This window comes from Campylobacter volucris, assembly GCF_008245045.1.
Taxonomy (GTDB): Bacteria; Campylobacterota; Campylobacteria; order Campylobacterales; family Campylobacteraceae; genus Campylobacter_D; species Campylobacter_D volucris.
Map to the genome: position 1 here is coordinate 1,459,557 of NZ_CP043428.1, position 16,897 is coordinate 1,476,453.

The 16,897-nt window shown below is 29.1% G+C and carries 19 protein-coding genes and 1 other RNA gene; 15 read left to right on the forward strand and 5 right to left on the reverse strand.

Going from position 1 to position 16,897, the window contains the following annotated elements:
- The first annotated feature begins 119 nt into the window (after nt 1-119).
- The 9 genes from CVOLT_RS07535 (at nt 120) to CVOLT_RS07575 (ending at nt 6,403) form a co-directional block, all read left to right on the forward strand.
- A complete protein-coding gene (locus CVOLT_RS07535) occupies nt 120-821 on the forward strand; it encodes a Bax inhibitor-1/YccA family protein (protein ID WP_039666153.1) in 702 nt (233 codons plus the stop codon).
- A gap of 100 nt (nt 822-921) precedes the next feature.
- Nucleotides 922-1,263, forward strand: a complete 342-nt coding sequence (gene secG, locus CVOLT_RS07540; RefSeq protein WP_039666154.1) for a preprotein translocase subunit SecG — start codon at nt 922-924, stop codon at nt 1,261-1,263.
- 10 nt (nt 1,264-1,273) lie between these two features.
- A complete protein-coding gene (gene frr / locus CVOLT_RS07545; RefSeq protein WP_039666155.1) occupies nt 1,274-1,831 on the forward strand; it encodes a ribosome recycling factor in 558 nt (185 codons plus the stop codon).
- 1 nt (nt 1,832) lies between these two features.
- Nucleotides 1,833-2,441, forward strand: coding sequence for an orotate phosphoribosyltransferase (pyrE, locus tag CVOLT_RS07550; RefSeq protein ID WP_039666156.1), 609 nt, complete (start codon nt 1,833-1,835; stop codon nt 2,439-2,441).
- Nucleotides 2,441-2,860: an RDD family protein gene (locus CVOLT_RS07555; RefSeq protein ID WP_039666157.1), complete on the forward strand. Its 420-nt coding sequence runs from the start codon at nt 2,441-2,443 to the stop codon at nt 2,858-2,860. Before pyrE ends, CVOLT_RS07555 begins: the two co-directional genes overlap by 1 nt.
- The gene (locus CVOLT_RS07560; protein ID WP_039666158.1) at nt 2,853-3,875 is read left to right on the forward strand and encodes an aerobic ribonucleoside-diphosphate reductase Ia, B2 protein subunit NrdB; all 1,023 of its coding nucleotides are present in this window, start codon (nt 2,853-2,855) and stop codon (nt 3,873-3,875) included. Before CVOLT_RS07555 ends, CVOLT_RS07560 begins: the two co-directional genes overlap by 8 nt.
- Before the next feature lie 115 nt (nt 3,876-3,990).
- The gene (gene dba, locus CVOLT_RS07565; protein WP_039666159.1) at nt 3,991-4,158 is read left to right on the forward strand and encodes a disulfide bond formation protein Dba; all 168 of its coding nucleotides are present in this window, start codon (nt 3,991-3,993) and stop codon (nt 4,156-4,158) included.
- 10 nt (nt 4,159-4,168) lie between these two features.
- Nucleotides 4,169-5,686, forward strand: coding sequence for a disulfide bond formation protein DsbI (gene dsbI, locus CVOLT_RS07570; protein ID WP_039666160.1), 1,518 nt, complete (start codon nt 4,169-4,171; stop codon nt 5,684-5,686).
- 93 nt (nt 5,687-5,779) lie between these two features.
- Complete coding sequence (locus CVOLT_RS07575) at nt 5,780-6,403, forward strand: protein-L-isoaspartate(D-aspartate) O-methyltransferase (protein ID WP_390621662.1); 624 nt, start codon at nt 5,780-5,782, stop codon at nt 6,401-6,403.
- 86 nt (nt 6,404-6,489) lie between these two features.
- Here CVOLT_RS07575 and CVOLT_RS07580 read toward each other — a convergent pair whose 3' ends face one another.
- Nucleotides 6,490-6,642 (reverse strand): hypothetical protein, encoded by a 153-nt coding sequence (locus CVOLT_RS07580; RefSeq protein ID WP_084059223.1) that lies wholly within the window; start codon nt 6,640-6,642, stop codon nt 6,490-6,492.
- 260 nt (nt 6,643-6,902) lie between these two features.
- Here CVOLT_RS07580 and CVOLT_RS07585 point away from each other — a divergent pair, with 260 nt between their 5' ends.
- Entirely contained in the window at nt 6,903-7,643 is a 741-nt protein-coding gene (locus CVOLT_RS07585) for a carbonic anhydrase alpha (protein WP_039666161.1), read from the forward strand.
- Between the two features lie 15 nt (nt 7,644-7,658).
- On the opposite strand, the gene CVOLT_RS07590 is transcribed toward CVOLT_RS07585, so the two are convergent.
- Complete coding sequence (locus CVOLT_RS07590) at nt 7,659-8,291, reverse strand: hypothetical protein (protein WP_039666162.1); 633 nt, start codon at nt 8,289-8,291, stop codon at nt 7,659-7,661.
- The gene (gene typA / locus CVOLT_RS07595; RefSeq protein WP_039666163.1) at nt 8,291-10,099 is read right to left on the reverse strand and encodes a translational GTPase TypA; all 1,809 of its coding nucleotides are present in this window, start codon (nt 10,097-10,099) and stop codon (nt 8,291-8,293) included. The genes CVOLT_RS07590 and typA overlap by 1 nt, the downstream gene beginning before the upstream one ends.
- A gap of 123 nt (nt 10,100-10,222) precedes the next feature.
- Here typA and CVOLT_RS07600 point away from each other — a divergent pair, with 123 nt between their 5' ends.
- Genes CVOLT_RS07600 through CVOLT_RS07615 form a run of 4 tightly spaced genes read left to right on the forward strand, consistent with a single transcriptional unit; the run spans nt 10,223 to nt 15,008 of the window.
- A complete protein-coding gene (locus CVOLT_RS07600; protein ID WP_039666164.1) occupies nt 10,223-10,558 on the forward strand; it encodes a hypothetical protein in 336 nt (111 codons plus the stop codon).
- A gap of 3 nt (nt 10,559-10,561) precedes the next feature.
- Nucleotides 10,562-12,259 carry a flagellar hook-length control protein FliK gene (locus CVOLT_RS07605; protein ID WP_039666165.1) on the forward strand — a complete coding sequence of 566 codons (1,698 nt, stop codon included), beginning with the start codon at nt 10,562-10,564 and terminating at the stop codon, nt 12,257-12,259.
- Between the two features lie 49 nt (nt 12,260-12,308).
- Complete coding sequence (locus CVOLT_RS07950) at nt 12,309-13,379, forward strand: flagellar hook assembly protein FlgD (protein ID WP_052243199.1); 1,071 nt, start codon at nt 12,309-12,311, stop codon at nt 13,377-13,379.
- Between the two features lie 3 nt (nt 13,380-13,382).
- Complete coding sequence (locus tag CVOLT_RS07615) at nt 13,383-15,008, forward strand: flagellar hook protein FlgE (RefSeq protein ID WP_039666166.1); 1,626 nt, start codon at nt 13,383-13,385, stop codon at nt 15,006-15,008.
- On the opposite strand, the gene CVOLT_RS07620 is transcribed toward CVOLT_RS07615, so the two are convergent.
- A complete protein-coding gene (locus CVOLT_RS07620) occupies nt 14,992-15,459 on the reverse strand; it encodes a hypothetical protein (RefSeq protein WP_052243200.1) in 468 nt (155 codons plus the stop codon). The genes CVOLT_RS07615 and CVOLT_RS07620 overlap by 17 nt on opposite strands.
- Nucleotides 15,460-15,511: 52 nt before the next feature.
- Here CVOLT_RS07620 and ffs point away from each other — a divergent pair.
- Nucleotides 15,512-15,609: signal recognition particle sRNA small type (gene ffs, locus CVOLT_RS07625), an RNA gene on the forward strand.
- Nucleotides 15,610-15,612: 3 nt separating this feature from the next.
- Here ffs and CVOLT_RS07630 read toward each other — a convergent pair.
- Nucleotides 15,613-16,830 (reverse strand): HD domain-containing protein, encoded by a 1,218-nt coding sequence (locus CVOLT_RS07630; RefSeq protein ID WP_039666167.1) that lies wholly within the window; start codon nt 16,828-16,830, stop codon nt 15,613-15,615.
- Nucleotides 16,831-16,897: the final 67 nt, after the last annotated feature.

Here is a 16,897-nt window from a genome sequence, read left to right on the forward strand (position 1 = left end):
TCTTTATTTATAAATAGACAAATTTATTTTTTGTTATATTTTTGTAAAATTTAATCTTTTATTTATCTTTTTTTTGTAAATTTAAAGTCTTATTTTTAAAATTTATTCGGAGGAAATTAATGAGTCTTTATGATAGAGATTGCTCAAACTCTAAAACTCAAGAATTTGAAGGTTATGCTAGAAGTGATTTGAGTATTTTTATAAAACAAACTTATCAGCTTTTTGCTGCTTCATTGTTGGCTGCAACTGCTGGAGCATATGTGGGAATTTATGCATTAGCTCATCTTTTTGCACAATCTCAAGCAACTTTTTGGATTTTATTTATTGTTGAAATTGGTTTATTGTTTGCATTACAATGGAAAAAAAGAGAAGCTCCTTTAAATCTTATATTACTTTTTGGATTTACTTTTTGTTCTGGGCTTACTTTAACACCTCTTTTATATTCAGTATTAGCGATGCCAAGCGGAGCTGATATCATAGCTCAAGCCTTTGCTTTAACAACAGTAGCTTTTGGAGCACTAAGTGTATTTGCAATGAATACAAAAAGAGATTTTACTATGATGGGTAAAATGCTATTTGTAGCTTTAATTGTGCTTGTAGTAGCTTCTTTAATCAATCTACTTTTTCAAAGTTCAATTTTAAGCTTAGCTATATCAGGAATTGGAGCGATACTGTTTTCATTCTATATTCTTTATGATACGCAAAATATTATAAGAGGAAATTATGAGACACCTATAGAAGGCGCTGTTGCTCTTTATCTTGATTTTGTTAATCTTTTTATTTCTCTTCTTAATATTCTAAGAAGCTTCAATAATAGATAAAATTTGCGAGATTTTTTCTCGCAAATTTATTTTCATCTTTTCAAGTTAATATCAAGCTTTTTAAGTTAAAATACCTTTTTTATAACACAAGGAAGATCTTATGACTACTCTTTTGATTATTTTACAATTTGCTATTGTTGTTATTATTTGTATTGCTGTTTTATTACAAAAAAGCTCTAGCATAGGACTTGGGGCATATAGTGGGAGTAATGAAAGTTTATTTGGAGCAAAAGGTCCTGCAGGATTTTTAGCTAAATTTACTTTTATTATGGGTGTATTACTTATTGCAAATACTATTGCACTAAGCTATATGTATAACAATTCTAGTTCAGATTCTTTAGCTACAAAAGCTGAACAAATTTTACCAAAAGCACCAGAAGTAAATGCAAGTGTACCTATGGCACCTATTACCCAAGAAGTAGAAACAAACACTAGCAAATAAAGGAAAAAATATGCTAAATGAAATTTATACTAAACAAAAACAACAATCAGACAAAAGCTTAGAAAGTTTAAAAAAAGATTTTACAACCATTAGAACTGGGAAAGTAAATATCAATATCTTAGATCATGTTCATGTTGATTATTATGGTAGTGCAACTCCTTTAAATCAAGTAGCAACAGTCTTAGCAACAGATGCTTCAACCATAAGCATAACCCCATGGGAAAAAACCATGCTAAAAACAATAGAAAGCGCAATTGCTGCTGCAAATATAGGGGTAAATCCAAATAATGATGGAGAGAGTGTAAAATTATTCTTTCCACCTATGACAAGAGAACAAAGAGAAGAAAATGCTAAAAGCGCAAAAGCCATGGGAGAGAAAGCAAAAGTAGCTATAAGAAATATCAGAAAAGATGCAAACGATGGTATTAAAAAACTTGAAAAAGATAAAGCCGTTTCTGAAGATGAAGCAAAAAAAGCTTACGATGAAGTTCAAAAACTAACCGATAACTACACGGCTAAAATCGATGAATTAGTAAAAAATAAAGAAGCAGAACTTTTAAAGGTCTAAGATGAATTTAGAACAAATTTACAAAGATTGTGGTGCTTATCTGCAAGGGCATTTTTTACTAAGCTCAGGTAAGCATTCTGAATTTTATCTTCAAAGTGCTAAAGTTTTAGAAAATCCAAAACTTGCTGGAAAATTATGCAATGAATTAGCTAAAATCATTGCAAGTTATAACATTACTTTTGATAGTATTTGCTCTCCTGCTCTTGGTGGAATTTTAGCAGGATATGAGCTTGCAAGAGCTTGTGATAAACGCTTTATATTTACCGAACGCGTAGAAGGTATAATGACTCTTAGACGCGGATTTGAAGTAAAACAAGGTGAAAAATTTATAATTTGCGAAGATATTATAACCACAGGTGGTTCCGCATTAGAAAGTGCTAAGATTATTGAAAGTTTAGGTGGAAAAGTTGTCGGCTTTGCAGCGTTAGCAAATCGTGGATTTTGTTCTGTTAAAAATTTAAATAACCCTAGAAAAGAAAATGCTAAATTACCTGAAGATTTGCCTCTTTTTGCACTAGGAAATTTTGAATTTGAAATTTATGAAAGCAATAATTGCCCATTATGTATAAATGGAAGCAAAGCTATTAAACCAGGTAGTCGTGGTAATTAATGAAAGCAAAGGCAAAAATAGCCTCTCGTTTTTTAAGGTTTAAGGCTTTTTTAATAGACATGTTTTTGCTTTATGTGCCTATTTTATATTTATTTTATTTTGCTTTAGGCTCAAAAGAAGCTTTTTTAAATAATCAATTTATCATATTTTTATGTCCTTTGCTTTTTGGATTTTTACAAGCTTTATTTTTAACAAAATCAGCTCAAAGCCCTGGATTAAAAGCTTATGATTTATATTTAATCAATATAAAAACTGGAAAAAAGTTGAATTTTTTCCAAATTATTTTTAGATATATTATATTTATAGTCAGCTTTGGCTTGCTTATAGGCTTTATAGTAAGTTTTTTAAGAAAAGACACACTCACTTTGCATGATGTATTAAGTCAAAGCACTATTGTCGTAAAGGTAAAAAATGAATAGAAAAAGAATCTACAATCCAAAATCAAACGAAACATTAAATGATAGAAAAGTGTTTAATGGTAATCCTCATGGAATTTTAAATTTCACCAAAGCAAAATACACTTGGGCTTTAAAACTTTGGGATTTGATGGAAGCAAACACTTGGTTTCCAAAAGAAGTTGATACCACTAAAGATGCATTAGATTATCGCTGTAATCTTACCTTAGCAGAAAAAAGAATGTATGATCTTGTATGGTCTCAGCTTATTTCCATGGATAGCTTTCAAACTAATAATCTAGCAGATAATATCAATCCTTACATCACTGCGCCTGAAATCAACGCGGTTTTAGCAAGACAAGCATACGAAGAAGCCAATCACTCAAAATCTTATGCAGTAATGGTTGAAGCAATCTGTGAAAACACTGATTTAATCTATGAAATGGAAAAACATGATGAAACTTTAAGAGAAAAAAATGATTTCATTTCAAGCATTTATGAAGAATTAGCAGGTGAAGTAGATGATAATAAACTTTTACTAGCTATGGTAGCAAACCAAATTTTAGAAGGAGTGTATTTTTATAGTGGCTTTACAGCTATTTATGCGCTAGCTCGTGCAGGAAAAATGCTAGGCTCAGCTCAAATGATACGATTTATTCAAAGAGATGAAATTACTCATTTATTATTATTTCAACATATGATTAATTCAACTCGCAAAGAAAGACCAGATTTATTTAATGATACTAATATCAATAAAATTTATGATATGTTTAAAAAAGCAGGAGAGCTTGAAATAAAATGGGGTAAATACATCACTCAAAACCAAATCATGGGATTTACTGATGATATTATAGAAGAATATATCCATTATCTTGTAGATCAAAGATTAATTGCTATCAACCTTGATAAGATTTATAACGCTAAACATCCTATAAAATGGGTGGATGATTTTTCTAAATTTAATGATCAAAAAAGCAATTTCTTCGAAAGCAAAGTAACCAACTACTCTAAAGGTAGTTTAAGTTTTGATGACTTTTAGTCTCAAAGCTTAAACTATACAAATTAAATTTTAGTTATTTTTTTATTAGTATTTCATATTTATTCAACTTTTTGATATACAATCGCTGATTTTAATTATTTTTCTAGGAGATATTATGGAGTTTTTAGAACTTTTATTAATTCTAATTGCCATAATCTTAATGATAGTAAAACCAGAAAAAGAAAAATTGGCTTTTTCTATACTTATAGTATCATGGGGTATTATGGTATTTGACTATTTAGGTCGTAAATCAGGCGCAATTTTGGGCTTAATGAATCTATAAGGCGGGTAAAATGTGTGATATTAATAAAACTAAATTCTTTTATTTTTTAATGTGTTTAGCAGGATTTTTAATCATATTATTGCCTGTTGGGATTGCGAATTTAATTTTTGGTTATATTCTTGCTGATAGTCCTTGTACTTCTTGTTGGGGTCAAAGAGAATCTATGATTTTCATAGGTGTTGCAGCTTTATTTATAGTGCGTTATGGTATAAAAGGTAAATTTTTAGCCTTTATGTTGATTGCAACTGCATTTGGTTTATGGCAATCATTTAATCATATTAGTTGGCATGCTCATCGTGATCTTGATCAAGGCTTTGGATTGCCTATTTTTGGATTACATACTTATTTTTGGGTTGAAGTAGTATTTTGGGCTGTTGTTTTAGTATTAGGTGTGATTTTTGCATTTGCTCCAAAATTTGGATCTTTTGAGAAAGAAATCAATGGAGAAAAATTCAGAAAACTTACAAAATTTAATTTAGTTGCAATGTCTATTGTAGCGTTTATTGTGGCTTCAAATGTATTTCAAGCTTTCGTAAGCACAGGACCAGTTCCATATAGCGGTCAAGGAGATCCTGTTAGATTTAGTCTTAATCCAAAATATATCATTTGGGATGACTCAGGATGGAGTAAAAGTTGGAAAAGTGTTTCTTTCCTAGGAAAACGCGATGTTAAAGATCCTGATTTTGCATTTGCTCCAGCTAATGAAAAACTTGGAATCACTTTTGATAATAATATTAGTAATTCTCCATTTGTAAATATTGATGAAAATTTAAAAATCATCAATGAAACCAAATTAAGCGTTAGCAAACCTTTAAATACACTTGATTATATCAACAATGAATATGTAGCTAGTTCAAAATACGATGTATATTTTTTAGATGATAATTTTAATATTAAAGAAGAATTTATTTTAGATCCATATTTTTCAGCTACTATAACCCCAATTATTGGAATCATTCCATATCTAGAAAATAAATACATCTTAATGGGGTCAAACAAAACATTTTTAAGATTTGCTAAAAATCCAAATGCTGATGATGCTTTACAATATGCTGATTTTGTAAAAGGTTCAGATAAATTTGAAGGTCAAGGCAAAGATTTGGGTCGTGGAAGAATTGATACAGTTAGAGCTAAATTTAATCATATAGCTAGTATAACAACAGATGATAATTACATATACACAGCAACAGTTCCAAATAACAAAGATGCAAAAACATTTGTAATTTCTAAAATTTCGCTAACAGATAGAGTTCTTTCAGCAGAATTTACTCCAAAAGCAAAATTAAAAGATAAAGCTAGTTTGGGCGATCTTTATATTACTTCCATGGCTTATAAAAATGGCAAACTTCATGCAATGAGTAAAAAATACAATACTATTGCTGTAATTGATCTTGATAAAGAAGAAGTAGTTAAAACTTTATCTTTCCCAGAAAACATCACTAACGCAAGAAGTTTATTTTTTAAAGATGGTAAAATACACATTTTATCTTATCAAGATAACACAAACATCCTTTATACACTAGATTAATTCTTAAGGCTTTATGGCCTTAAGAATTTAAGCTTTATAAATAAAAACTAAGATAAAATAACGCTTTTATTTAAGGGGTTGTTATTGAATCATATATTTGAACAAAAACAATGCCAAACTATGGCAGAAGAAATCAAAAAAAACACTTTTATCAATGAAGAATTATTTAAGGCATTTTGCTCTACACCTAGAGAAATTTTTTCTCCATTAAAAACCCATGCTTATAGACTTGATGCGCTTCCTTTGATGGGAAATCAATGGATTAGCTCTCCATTAACTGTGGCAAAAATGACTATGGCTTTAGATTTTAAAAATGCTGATAGTGTATTAGAAATAGGCTGTGGAAGTGGTTATCAAGCTGCGATTTTAAGCAAGCTTATACGAAGAGTTTTTACTATAGAACGCATAGAAAAATTAGCAACTAGTGCTATAGAAAAATTTAAAAAATTAAATTATCAAAATATACATGTAAAATTTGATGATGGGCAAAACGGATGGAAAAATTATGCTCCTTATGATAGAATTTTACTTTCTGCTTATATAGAACATATTCCAGATATTTTATTTGATCAGCTTGAAGATGGTGGGATTTTGGTTGCTCCATTACTTATAGGAAACCAACAATTTATCACGAAATTTATAAAAAAAAATGGTGAGATTAACAAAGAAATTTTGGAAGAATGTTTATTTGTACCTATTAAAGATGGCAAAGAGTAATTAAAGTTTCATTTTTAAAGCAACAAAAATATTTATCTGTGCATCCATCTCTTGTATAAATCCAAATTTTTATAAAAATAATACGCTTATTTGTTATCTTTATTTACTTTAACAAATTTCAAATCACATTCATTTAAAGCTTTAGACATCAAAGCAAAAATAGTACCTTGATTAAAATATTGAGGTTTTAAAAACAACATTTCGATTTTTTTCTCATCAAATGCCAAAAAACCTATCATCTTATCATCAATATAACAAACTAAATATTTTAAATTAAAAAATATTTGAGAATCTAAAAGTTCTTTTTTTTATAATTTCTTTATCTTTTTTAGATAAAAAATGATGAGAATGCTCGATACCATCTTCCCATATAAGTATCAATTGACTTTTAATTTGATTTGTAATTTTTTCAATATATTTAATATCAATATAATTATTTTTTAATATAAGCTTTCCGTATGATATATTTTCCTATAATTATAACAAAAAAGGAGATATGATGAAAATTAAAATTTTATTTATAAGTGCTTTGCTAACTAGTATACTTTTTGCTTATGAATCCATTCCACAAAATGCTTCTCATGGAAATTTTACCGATAAAGACAAATGGAAAAATTTAGATAAAAATTGGGTATATTGTGAAAGTGGATTCAACCAAGATTTTATAAATCTTGACACTAAAAATGCTATCAATAAAAATCATTCTTTAGAGTTTAATTATCTTGATGATTCTTTTGGACTAATTAATGATGGCTATACTATAAAAATGCATTTTGCTAGCAATGGAAGTAATATTGCGTTAGATGGAATAAATTATAATTTATCTCATTTTCATTTTCATAGTCCTTCGAAAATTTCTTTAAATAAACAATCTTATCCTTTAGAAATTCATTTTAGTCATGTCAGCCAAAAAGGTGATATAGTAGTAATAGCTGTATTTTTTCAAGAGGGTGAAGAAAATCAATTTTTAAAAAAAATCACTCGTGCTTTTCCTAAAAAAGAAGGTGATAAGCTTTATGTACAAGGTTTAAATGCAAAAAAATTACTACCAAATAATACCAATTCTTTTTATATATTCAAAAATAAACTCAATCAACCTTGCAATCAAGAAATCACTTGGGTAGTATTAAAAGAAAATTTAAAAGCTTCCAAAGAACAAATTCAAACCATAAAATCTTTAATGGGCAAAAATGAAAATCTAAAAATTCAAAATATTAAAAAAATAGAAGAAAACAATTAAACAAGTTTTACTTGTTTAATTGTCTAAAAGTGTTTGAATTTTTTCCAAATTAACTCTAAAAAGTTTAAAATTCAACTCACTAGATATTTTTAAATCTGCAAAAAAAGGATTTTTTAAACATGCTATAAGTAAAAAGTCATCTTTTTTTAATATTTTTTGTATAGAAAATTCTTTATCTTTAACTTTTTCAAAAATATCATTTGTCACTTGTATGTCTTGTTTTAAATTCTTACTACAAAGCAAAATACCACAAAAGAAATTTCCAAATTCATCTTTAAATTTCACATCATATAAAGTAAAATTTTTAAAAACAAAAGAATTTTGAGAATGATAATTTTTTAAAGTAAAATCAAAGCCAATTTTTTCAAAATATTCTTGTTTAAAGCCTTGTTTATCAAAACTAGCATTGTTTTGTTTTAAAAATTCTTCACACATTTTAAACACAAGTTCATTACGACCCCACATGAGTTTTTTTCCTAAAATTCTAAAAAACAAAACTCCAGCCAAACTTGCTCCAAACAAAGCAATAATCAAATCTTTGCTAAATTGAAATATCAAAAAAAATACAACCAAAGCTTCAGCAAATGCTAAAATTTGCAAAGCTTTGAGTCTTTTGTTTAAGGCTATTCGTATAGCTTCAAAGTCCATTAAGACTTAGCCTTTTCCATTCTTTTTCTTTGAGTTGGATCAAGATATCTTTTTCTAACCCTTATATTTTGAGGTGTAACTTCTACTAATTCATCTTCTTCTATCCACTCTAATGCTCTTTCAAGGCTTAATTTTCTAGGTGGAACTAATTTTATAGCATCATCGCTTCCACTTGCTCTAACATTGGTTAGATTTTTACCTTTGATAGGATTTACATCTAAATCATTTGGACGAGAATGCTCACCTATAATCATACCCGTATATACTTTTGTTTGAGGCTCTATAAACAATACTCCTCTATCTTGAAGATTAAATAAAGAATATCCCAAAGCTACTCCATTTTCCATAGATACTAAAGCGCCGTTATTTCTTTTTTCAACTGCCCCGCTAAATGGACGAAATTCTAAAAAGCTATGATTCATCACACCTTCGCCTTTAGTATCTGTTAAAAATTGCGATCTAAAGCCTATAAGCCCACGCGCTGGAATTTCAAATTCTAATCTTGTTTGACCATCTCCTGTTGGAGTCATAGTTTTCATTTCAGCTTTTCTTTTTCCAAGTTTTTCTATCACAACTCCTGTAAAATCATCAGGCACATCAATTACCAAATGTTCAAATGGTTCAGTTTTAACCCCATCTTCAACTTTTACTATAACTTCAGGTCTTCCCATACAAAATTCAAAGCCTTCTCTACGCATATTTTCAGCCAAAATGGTTATTTGAAGTTCTCCTCTACCACTTACTTTAAATTTACCTTCACCTGTGCTTTCATATTTCATAGCTATATTTGTTTTCATTTCAGCTTCTAAGCGTTCTGCTATTTTATTTGATGTTACATGTTTTCCTTCTGTTCCTGCTAGTGGTCCATCATTTACTGAAAAAACTATGCTTAATGTAGGCTCTTCTATATGTAAAGGATCAAGTGGTAAGATGTTGTTTGGATCACATACACTATCTCCTACATCTAAAGCTTCAAAACCAGCTATGGCTACTATATCTCCACAATATGCTTCATCTATATCCATTTTTTCTAAGCCCATAAAACCTATAAGTTTTGAAACCCTTCCATTTACTTTTGTTCCATCAGCTTTTGCTAAAGTAACGCTTTCATTTTTCTTTACTTTTCCATTAAAAATTCTAGCAATTCCTATTTTTCCTACGAAATTATCATATCCTAAAGTAAAAACTTGAAGTTGTAAAGGATTATCTACGCTTCCACTTGGTGCTGGAACGCGTTCTAATATAGTTTTAAATAATGGCTCCATATTATTGTTATCATCTTCTAAATTTAATTTTGCATAACCATTTTTAGCAGCTGCATACACCACAGCAAAGTCAAGCTGTTCATCGTTTGCTTCTAAAGCTACAAAAAGATCAAAAATTTCATTAATCACGCGTTCTGGATCTGCTGCTGGTTTGTCTATTTTATTGATAACTACTATTGGTTTAAGTCCTAAAGATAAAGCCTTTTTGACTACAAATTTAGTTTGAGGCATTACTCCTTCTTGAGCATCAACTAAAAGTAAAACTCCATCTACCATTTTTAAAACACGCTCTACTTCACCACCAAAATCAGCATGGCCTGGAGTATCTATGATATTTATTTTAGTACCTTTATAATCTATAGCCGTATTTTTAGAAAGTATGGTTATACCTCTTTCTTTTTCTATATCATTGCTATCCATTACGCGTTCGGCTATTTGTTCGCGTTCGCTAAAAGTTCCTGATTGTTTTAAAAGTTCATCCACCATAGTAGTTTTACCATGATCAACATGCGCTATAACTGCTATATTTCTTATGTTATCCAAATTATTCTCCAAAACTTAAATTTAAAATAAGATTATATATAAAAAATACTTAAAAATTAAATCTAAAAAATTGGAACACTTATTGCTTTTAGTATGGTAGTTATTATTTTTAAGGAGAAAAATATGTCAAACTTAGATACTCAAATCTTAAACACTAATTTAGAAAAACAAGGAACTTCAGTTTTAAATAGTGTATATTTTATGGAACTTTTAAATTATTTAGAAGTTATAAAATCAGAAGAAAAAGAATTAAATTATGCAAAACTATCAGGTCAAATGAGTGAAATTTTAGATGATGCTCACAATGAAAATGCTATTTTAAATGCTAAAAATATAGAAGAATTATTAGTTGTATTTAAAAATTTCAATCTTTCGCATGAAAATCTTAAAGTTGATTGCGTAATGCAATTGCAAAATTTATTCCCAAATTTAGCAAAGAGTAATTTTATTATAGGTTAATTTATGTCAAATGTGCAAACAAACGAGGCTTTAAATTTATTAAGCCTCACTCCAAAAAATGAAAACATCACAAAAGATCAAGAAAAAGGCGATGGAGAAGAATTTTTAAAATCTTTAATCCAAGCGATTGATGAAAAAAGCGCAAGCTTACCAAAAGATTACAAAACTCCAGAAAAAAAAGATACTAAAGATATCAAAGATACTAAAGATCTAGTTTTACCAAATGACATCAAAGCTCTTGATGATAAAGATGCTTTAAAATTGTTTGAAAATGCAAATTTTATACAAATTCTTTCTTTGTTAGAAGTATTACAAAGCGATAGTAAAGATATAAAATTAAACAAATTAGTTAAAGATAATTTTGCTTTATTAAGTGTTGAAAAAAACATCCACAAATTAAAAAGCATTAAAAACATTAATGAACTTTTAAATATAGCTAAAGATTTAGGTTTAAATATCAAAAATATAAAATTTGAACAAATAAAAGATTTAAAAGAAGCTTTTCCAAATTTAGATAAAAAAGGATTTTTTGATATTCCTAAACAAAACAACACAAATGTTTTTCAAGATTTAATCAATCAAAAAATTTCAAACTATTTAAAAGAAGAACCTGTTAAAAAAACTACTTTTAATAAAACTAAAGAAAACGATTCAACATCATTGCTATCATCAGCTTTAAAAAACATAGATTTGTCTAAAAAAACTAAAGAGCTTGATAAAAAAGATGATATTAAAAAACTTGACTTAAAAGAACATATCGATGAAAAAATTCAGCTTAATAACGAAAAAGAAATAAAAGATAAAAAAATTATTGATAATCCTTTAGAGACAACCAAAACAAAAACTACTTCTAAATTAAATGATGTAGAAATTATCAATCTTGCTCAAAATTCCAATAAAGATTTAACTCAAGATAAGAAAAAAATTGATAAAAAAATAAACACAGAAGAGCTAAAAATAACAAACAATGAAGAAAGTTTTTCCAAAAAAATAAATTCTGTTTTAGAAAATTCAAAAGAATTAAAAACTGAGCCTGCTAATACAAAAAATCAAACTTCACAAGTTCAACAAGCTCAGCAAATTCAGCAAGAAAATAAAATAAATTTAGAAAATTTGTTAAGTTCTCAAGATAAAACTTTAAAAACTCAAAAAAATGAGCAAAACTCTACCATGTTTAGTGATATATTTAAAAATACTCAAGAGCATACAAAAAATGATGAGCAAACACCACAAGAAAATTTAAATTCTTTTGTAAAAGACATGAATAGAGTATCGAATAATTTTATTAAAAATCAAAACATACCAATGAAAGAAACTTTTAATGATTTTGCTCAAGAATTTAAAGAAAAGGTAGAAAGTTATAAAGCACCTATTACTAGATTTAGCATTACTTTAAATCCTCATAATTTAGGAGAAGTTGAAGTAACATTGGTTCAAAGAGGATCTAATCTAAACATCAGTTTTAACTCAAATCAAAACACACTAAATCTTTTCATACAACACCAAGCAGAATTTAAAAATGCTTTGGTAAATATGGGATTTACTAACTTAGAAATGAATTTTAGCGATCAAGGAAGAAAAGAACAAAACCAACAACAAAAACACAAGCAAAACAACAATCACAAAGAAGATAAGGTGAATTTTGAAAAAGAAATTCAAGAAAAACCAAGCTTAGAAATGGTTTTAGCAAAATATTTCTAAATGGAATATTTTTTGCTTGATAGTTAAAAAACTATAAAAAAGGATTTTTATGTCAAATATCAACACACAAAATTTACAAAGTCTTTTGACTGCAAACACAAGAGATGCTCAAAGTCCTTTAGCAGCTAGTGCAAGAAATGCTCAAAATCCTTCCACTGCCAATACAAGAGATGTTAAAAACACAAAAGATGATTCTCATATAGAACAGGGCAATGATGGTATAGTAAGCAACCCTGGTGCAGAACTTGACAAAGATGCTTTCTTAAAACTTCTTTTGATAGAGCTTCAGCACCAAGATCCAACAGATCCTATGGACACAGAAAAAATGCTTACTCAAACAGCTCAGCTTTCAGCACTTGAAATGCAAGATAATACTAATAAAACTATGACTCAATTAGTTGGAGCGATGACGAAACTACAAAATTCCATCGCAGCAAGCACAGGTATGAGCGCACTAGCTGCTGTTGGAAAACTTGCAACTGTTAGAGATAATTATCTTATAGTAGCAGATGATGATATACAATTTCAAATCAATATGTATTTACCTAAAGAACCTCAAAAAGGTAATAAAACAGATGTTGAAACTAAAGAATTTGAGCTTAAGAAAAATGGTGAAGATAAATTAGATATCACAGGTAAAGTAGATAAAGAAGTTGCAAAACCTGGTGATACCATCCACATTAAATTAAAAGATGATAAAGGCCAAGAAGAGACAGTTCAAGCTGTTGTAGGAGAAGATCAAACATTTAAAATATTAGGTCATACACCAAGTGTTGATATCAAAACTGCTAAGATTGATTCAGCTTATAAATCTGATAGTGCTCCTGTTACTTTTACAATTTATAACGAAGCTGGAGATCCTGTTAGAACTATGAGTGTTAAAGATATGAGCGCTGGTATGAAACAAATAGTATGGGATAGAACTGATGATAGTGGAAATCCTGTACCATCTGGAAAATACTATGTTAGAGCAAGCTATGTAGCAGAAGGTGGCGAAACAGTCAATTCAACTTATGGTGCATACCCTATAACCGGTGTTAAATTCGAAGAAGGTGAAGCCTTAGTTGGGATGGGCGGTAGCTGGGTTAAATGGGAAGATATTAAAGAGATTACAGGATAAAATATGTTTACAGCATTTTATAATGGAGTAAATGGAGTAAAATCCCAAAGTTATGGTATAGACAATACCGCTCATAATATCTCTAATGTTAATACAGTAGGTTTTAAATACTCTGAAGTTGGATTTAAAGATGTATTTTATAGCACTTTAACAACCCAATCTTACAATAATGGTCAAGTAGGATATGGCTCAGTAGCTGGATCTGCAACAGATATATTTGAACAAGGTCCTTTAGTAGCAACCGATCATGAATTTGATGTAGCTATAAATGGAAAAGGATTTTTTGGAGTATCTAATGGCAATGGGGTGTATTATACTAGAAACGGAGCTTTTAGACCTGATGCTAATGGAAATTTAGTAGATGCTAATGGAAACTATGTCTTAGGAACTATGAATCCATCATTACAAGAAATTCAATTAAGCGATAGAGTTTCAAATATGTTTGGACAACAATTTGGTCAAAAAGTAACCACTGCTATCACAGGAAAACCTGGAGAAAATTTCCAAATAGGAGGGGTTAATACCCAAGGTCCAATTTCTGTTCCTAAAAATCTTTATTTACCACCTCAACCAACCCAAAATATAACTTGGAGTGGAAATTTAGACACAAGCACTAAAACTGAAGCTGTAAAGGTTGATGTTGATATTAAAAAAATTAATTTTAAACAAAACGAAGATGGCACTGTAAATATTTCAGGTAGTGTTAAAGATGATAAAATATTTGGATTAAAACCTGGTGATAGTATTTATTTTACCATAGCAGATGAAAAAGGAGCTACTCAAACCCTAGAAGCTAAGTTGGATGAAAATTTTGCTTTTACTTTAGAAAATAAAAAATTAGACAAAATTGATACTACAACTGCCAAGCTTCAAGAAGCACACTTAAGCGTAGAAAAAGAAGTAGCTGATAGCACCGAATTATCAGCAAAATTGATTAATCCTGATGGTTCTACAAGCTGGGTAAAAGTTAAACTAGATAGAGTCTTACCTCAAAATGGAACCAATTTAGAATACAAAGCCGTAGCGCAAGTATATGATCAAGATGGAAACAAAACAGGCGGGACAACAGAAGGCTTAATAACTTTTAATGAATCAGGAGCTTTAGTTTCAAACACACTAACTTCTATAGATAACAATGGGGTAAGAGTAAATATAAATCTTGGTTCATACTATGATCCAAATATACCAAATTCAGGGTATGATGGTCTTCATGCACTAAAAAATAAACAACCTTCAGTGCATACTAAAACAGATGGTCTTGGAGAAGGGTTTTTAAATAATTATGCTATTAATACAGATGGAACTATTATCGCAACCTTTACAAATGGCGAACAAATTCCTATAGCAAAATTAGCATTATTTAATTTTATGAATGAACAAGGTTTAGAAAAACTTGGTGAAAATTTATACGGACAAACTTCAAATAGCGGTGCTCCAACTTTTTTACTAAGCGATAATGGAACCTTTAGCACAGCTTCATTTAAGGGTAGTTATTTAGAGCAATCTAATGTAGATTTATCTATAGAATTTACCAACTTAATCACTTTACAAAAAGCATATGATTCAAGCAGTAAAAGTATCACTACTGCTGATCAAATGATACAAAAAGCTATTAATATGAAACGCTAATTTTATTTGGCGTTTCTTTGTTTTGATCTTTTTCTATAATATAACCTACTTCTTGTTCAAAAAATTCAATCACTCTTTGTTGGATCAAAGAATCTTCTTCATTTTGTTCTAAAAAAAGCTTAAGTTTATCAAAATTTATCTTTTGAGCATAACGCGGATGAGTTTTTAAAAGAAAGGCTATATTTTTAAGCAAAGAATCCAAACTCATAGCATTTTTCAAAACCCTTTCTGCATATTCTTTGGAAGTTTGGACTAAAACAGCTTGCCTACTTTTATCATTAGGATAAATATCTTTAGCTGCTTGAGCTAAAACATCCCATGTTTGTGGTTTTATATTTTTACTAGTTGCTATTACTGCTGCAAAAGATTTTGCCCTAAATTCTAAAGATAAATGACTTGGAACAAAAATTTCTCTAAATTTAGATAAAAAGTTTGCAAATAAATTCATCATTTTACACCTCAATGTTTTTTAAGATATTTTAAGCTATCATTTTGTTCGCCTTCTCTTAGACCTGTGCAATGCTATTTTTAAGCACCGCTTCAGGGTGGGAACACAGCAGAGCACTTGATCTTAGTGTGTGCCGCAGTCATCTGGGAGAGGGTTTTAAATTTTAAAATACTCTTTAATATTCTCACATATCTTAAAGAAATTTACTCCATTAATTGTTGGATTTTCCTTAAAATTATCAAACATTCCATTAAAGCCACTTTCTAATTCTTTAGACTTTACCCCATAACTTATAGACAAAGCTGCTTCTATAAATGCTGCAAGTTTATCACAATATTTTAAAGCCTTACCATCAATTGCTTTAAAATGATCTTCATTAACCGCATCCAAACTTCCACTATAAACGCTTGGCTTGTTATTAAAAATACGATTTTCAAATTCATTCTTTATAAATACATTATCAGATTTTTCTCTAATACCTAATATATAGCTAAATTCTTCTTTTAAAGAATGTGGTATAAAAGGTAAAATCTTCTCATTTATAAGCTTCATCTCATATTCATTAATAATTTCATTTAAACCATCTATGCCATATTTCACAGGAGATATAATATCTCTTGTCAAACTCTCTGGCAAATCATGAAATAAAGCACAATAAAAATTACTTTCTAACCTACCATCGCAAGCATTTATTTTTAAAGAATAAAAATAACTTAAAATCGCCACTACAAGCATATGACCTAAAACTGCAGTTTCTGGAATCCTTGGAGTTTGAGCCCAACGCTTTTGAAAACGCAAACGCCCGCTTAAGTCAATGATTTTTGCTATTTTTTGATTTAGAGCAATTTTTCTAGCTCCAATTAACTCATAATAATCTTCTAATTCTTCTTCAACCTTAGCTTTAATCTCATCAATATCATGTAAAAAAGAACTGGTTTGATACACTATATTAAATTCCCATTTTGTAGCAAAATACGAAGCAGCTTTTAAAATAAGTCTTTCTTTTGCGTGATCTTGCCCTTTTAAAAAATTTTCATATCTTGCTAAAAATTGACCATTTTCTATATCTTGTATCATAGGAGAAATTTTACTCAATACCCAAGCACTCATTTGCTCATTTTTAGCACGCATAATCTCATGATACACATCAGGACGGATGTCAGTTACTACAACCCTGCTTAAAAATTCAAAAATCCCAGCTTCTATAATAAAACACATATTGACATCTTTTTCCATCTTAGCCATAAAATATGCGATAATAAATTTATGTGCTTGTTTATCAAGCTCAACTAAATTTGTCATTCTAGGATAATCATTCCATCTTGAAATAGACGCAGCTTTAAAAATATGCTCTATTAATTCTACACTAATCATTATTTGCCTTTTTAATTGTGATTTTACTTTATTTTAAAATCTTTAGCAAATTTTATTTATCTTTTAT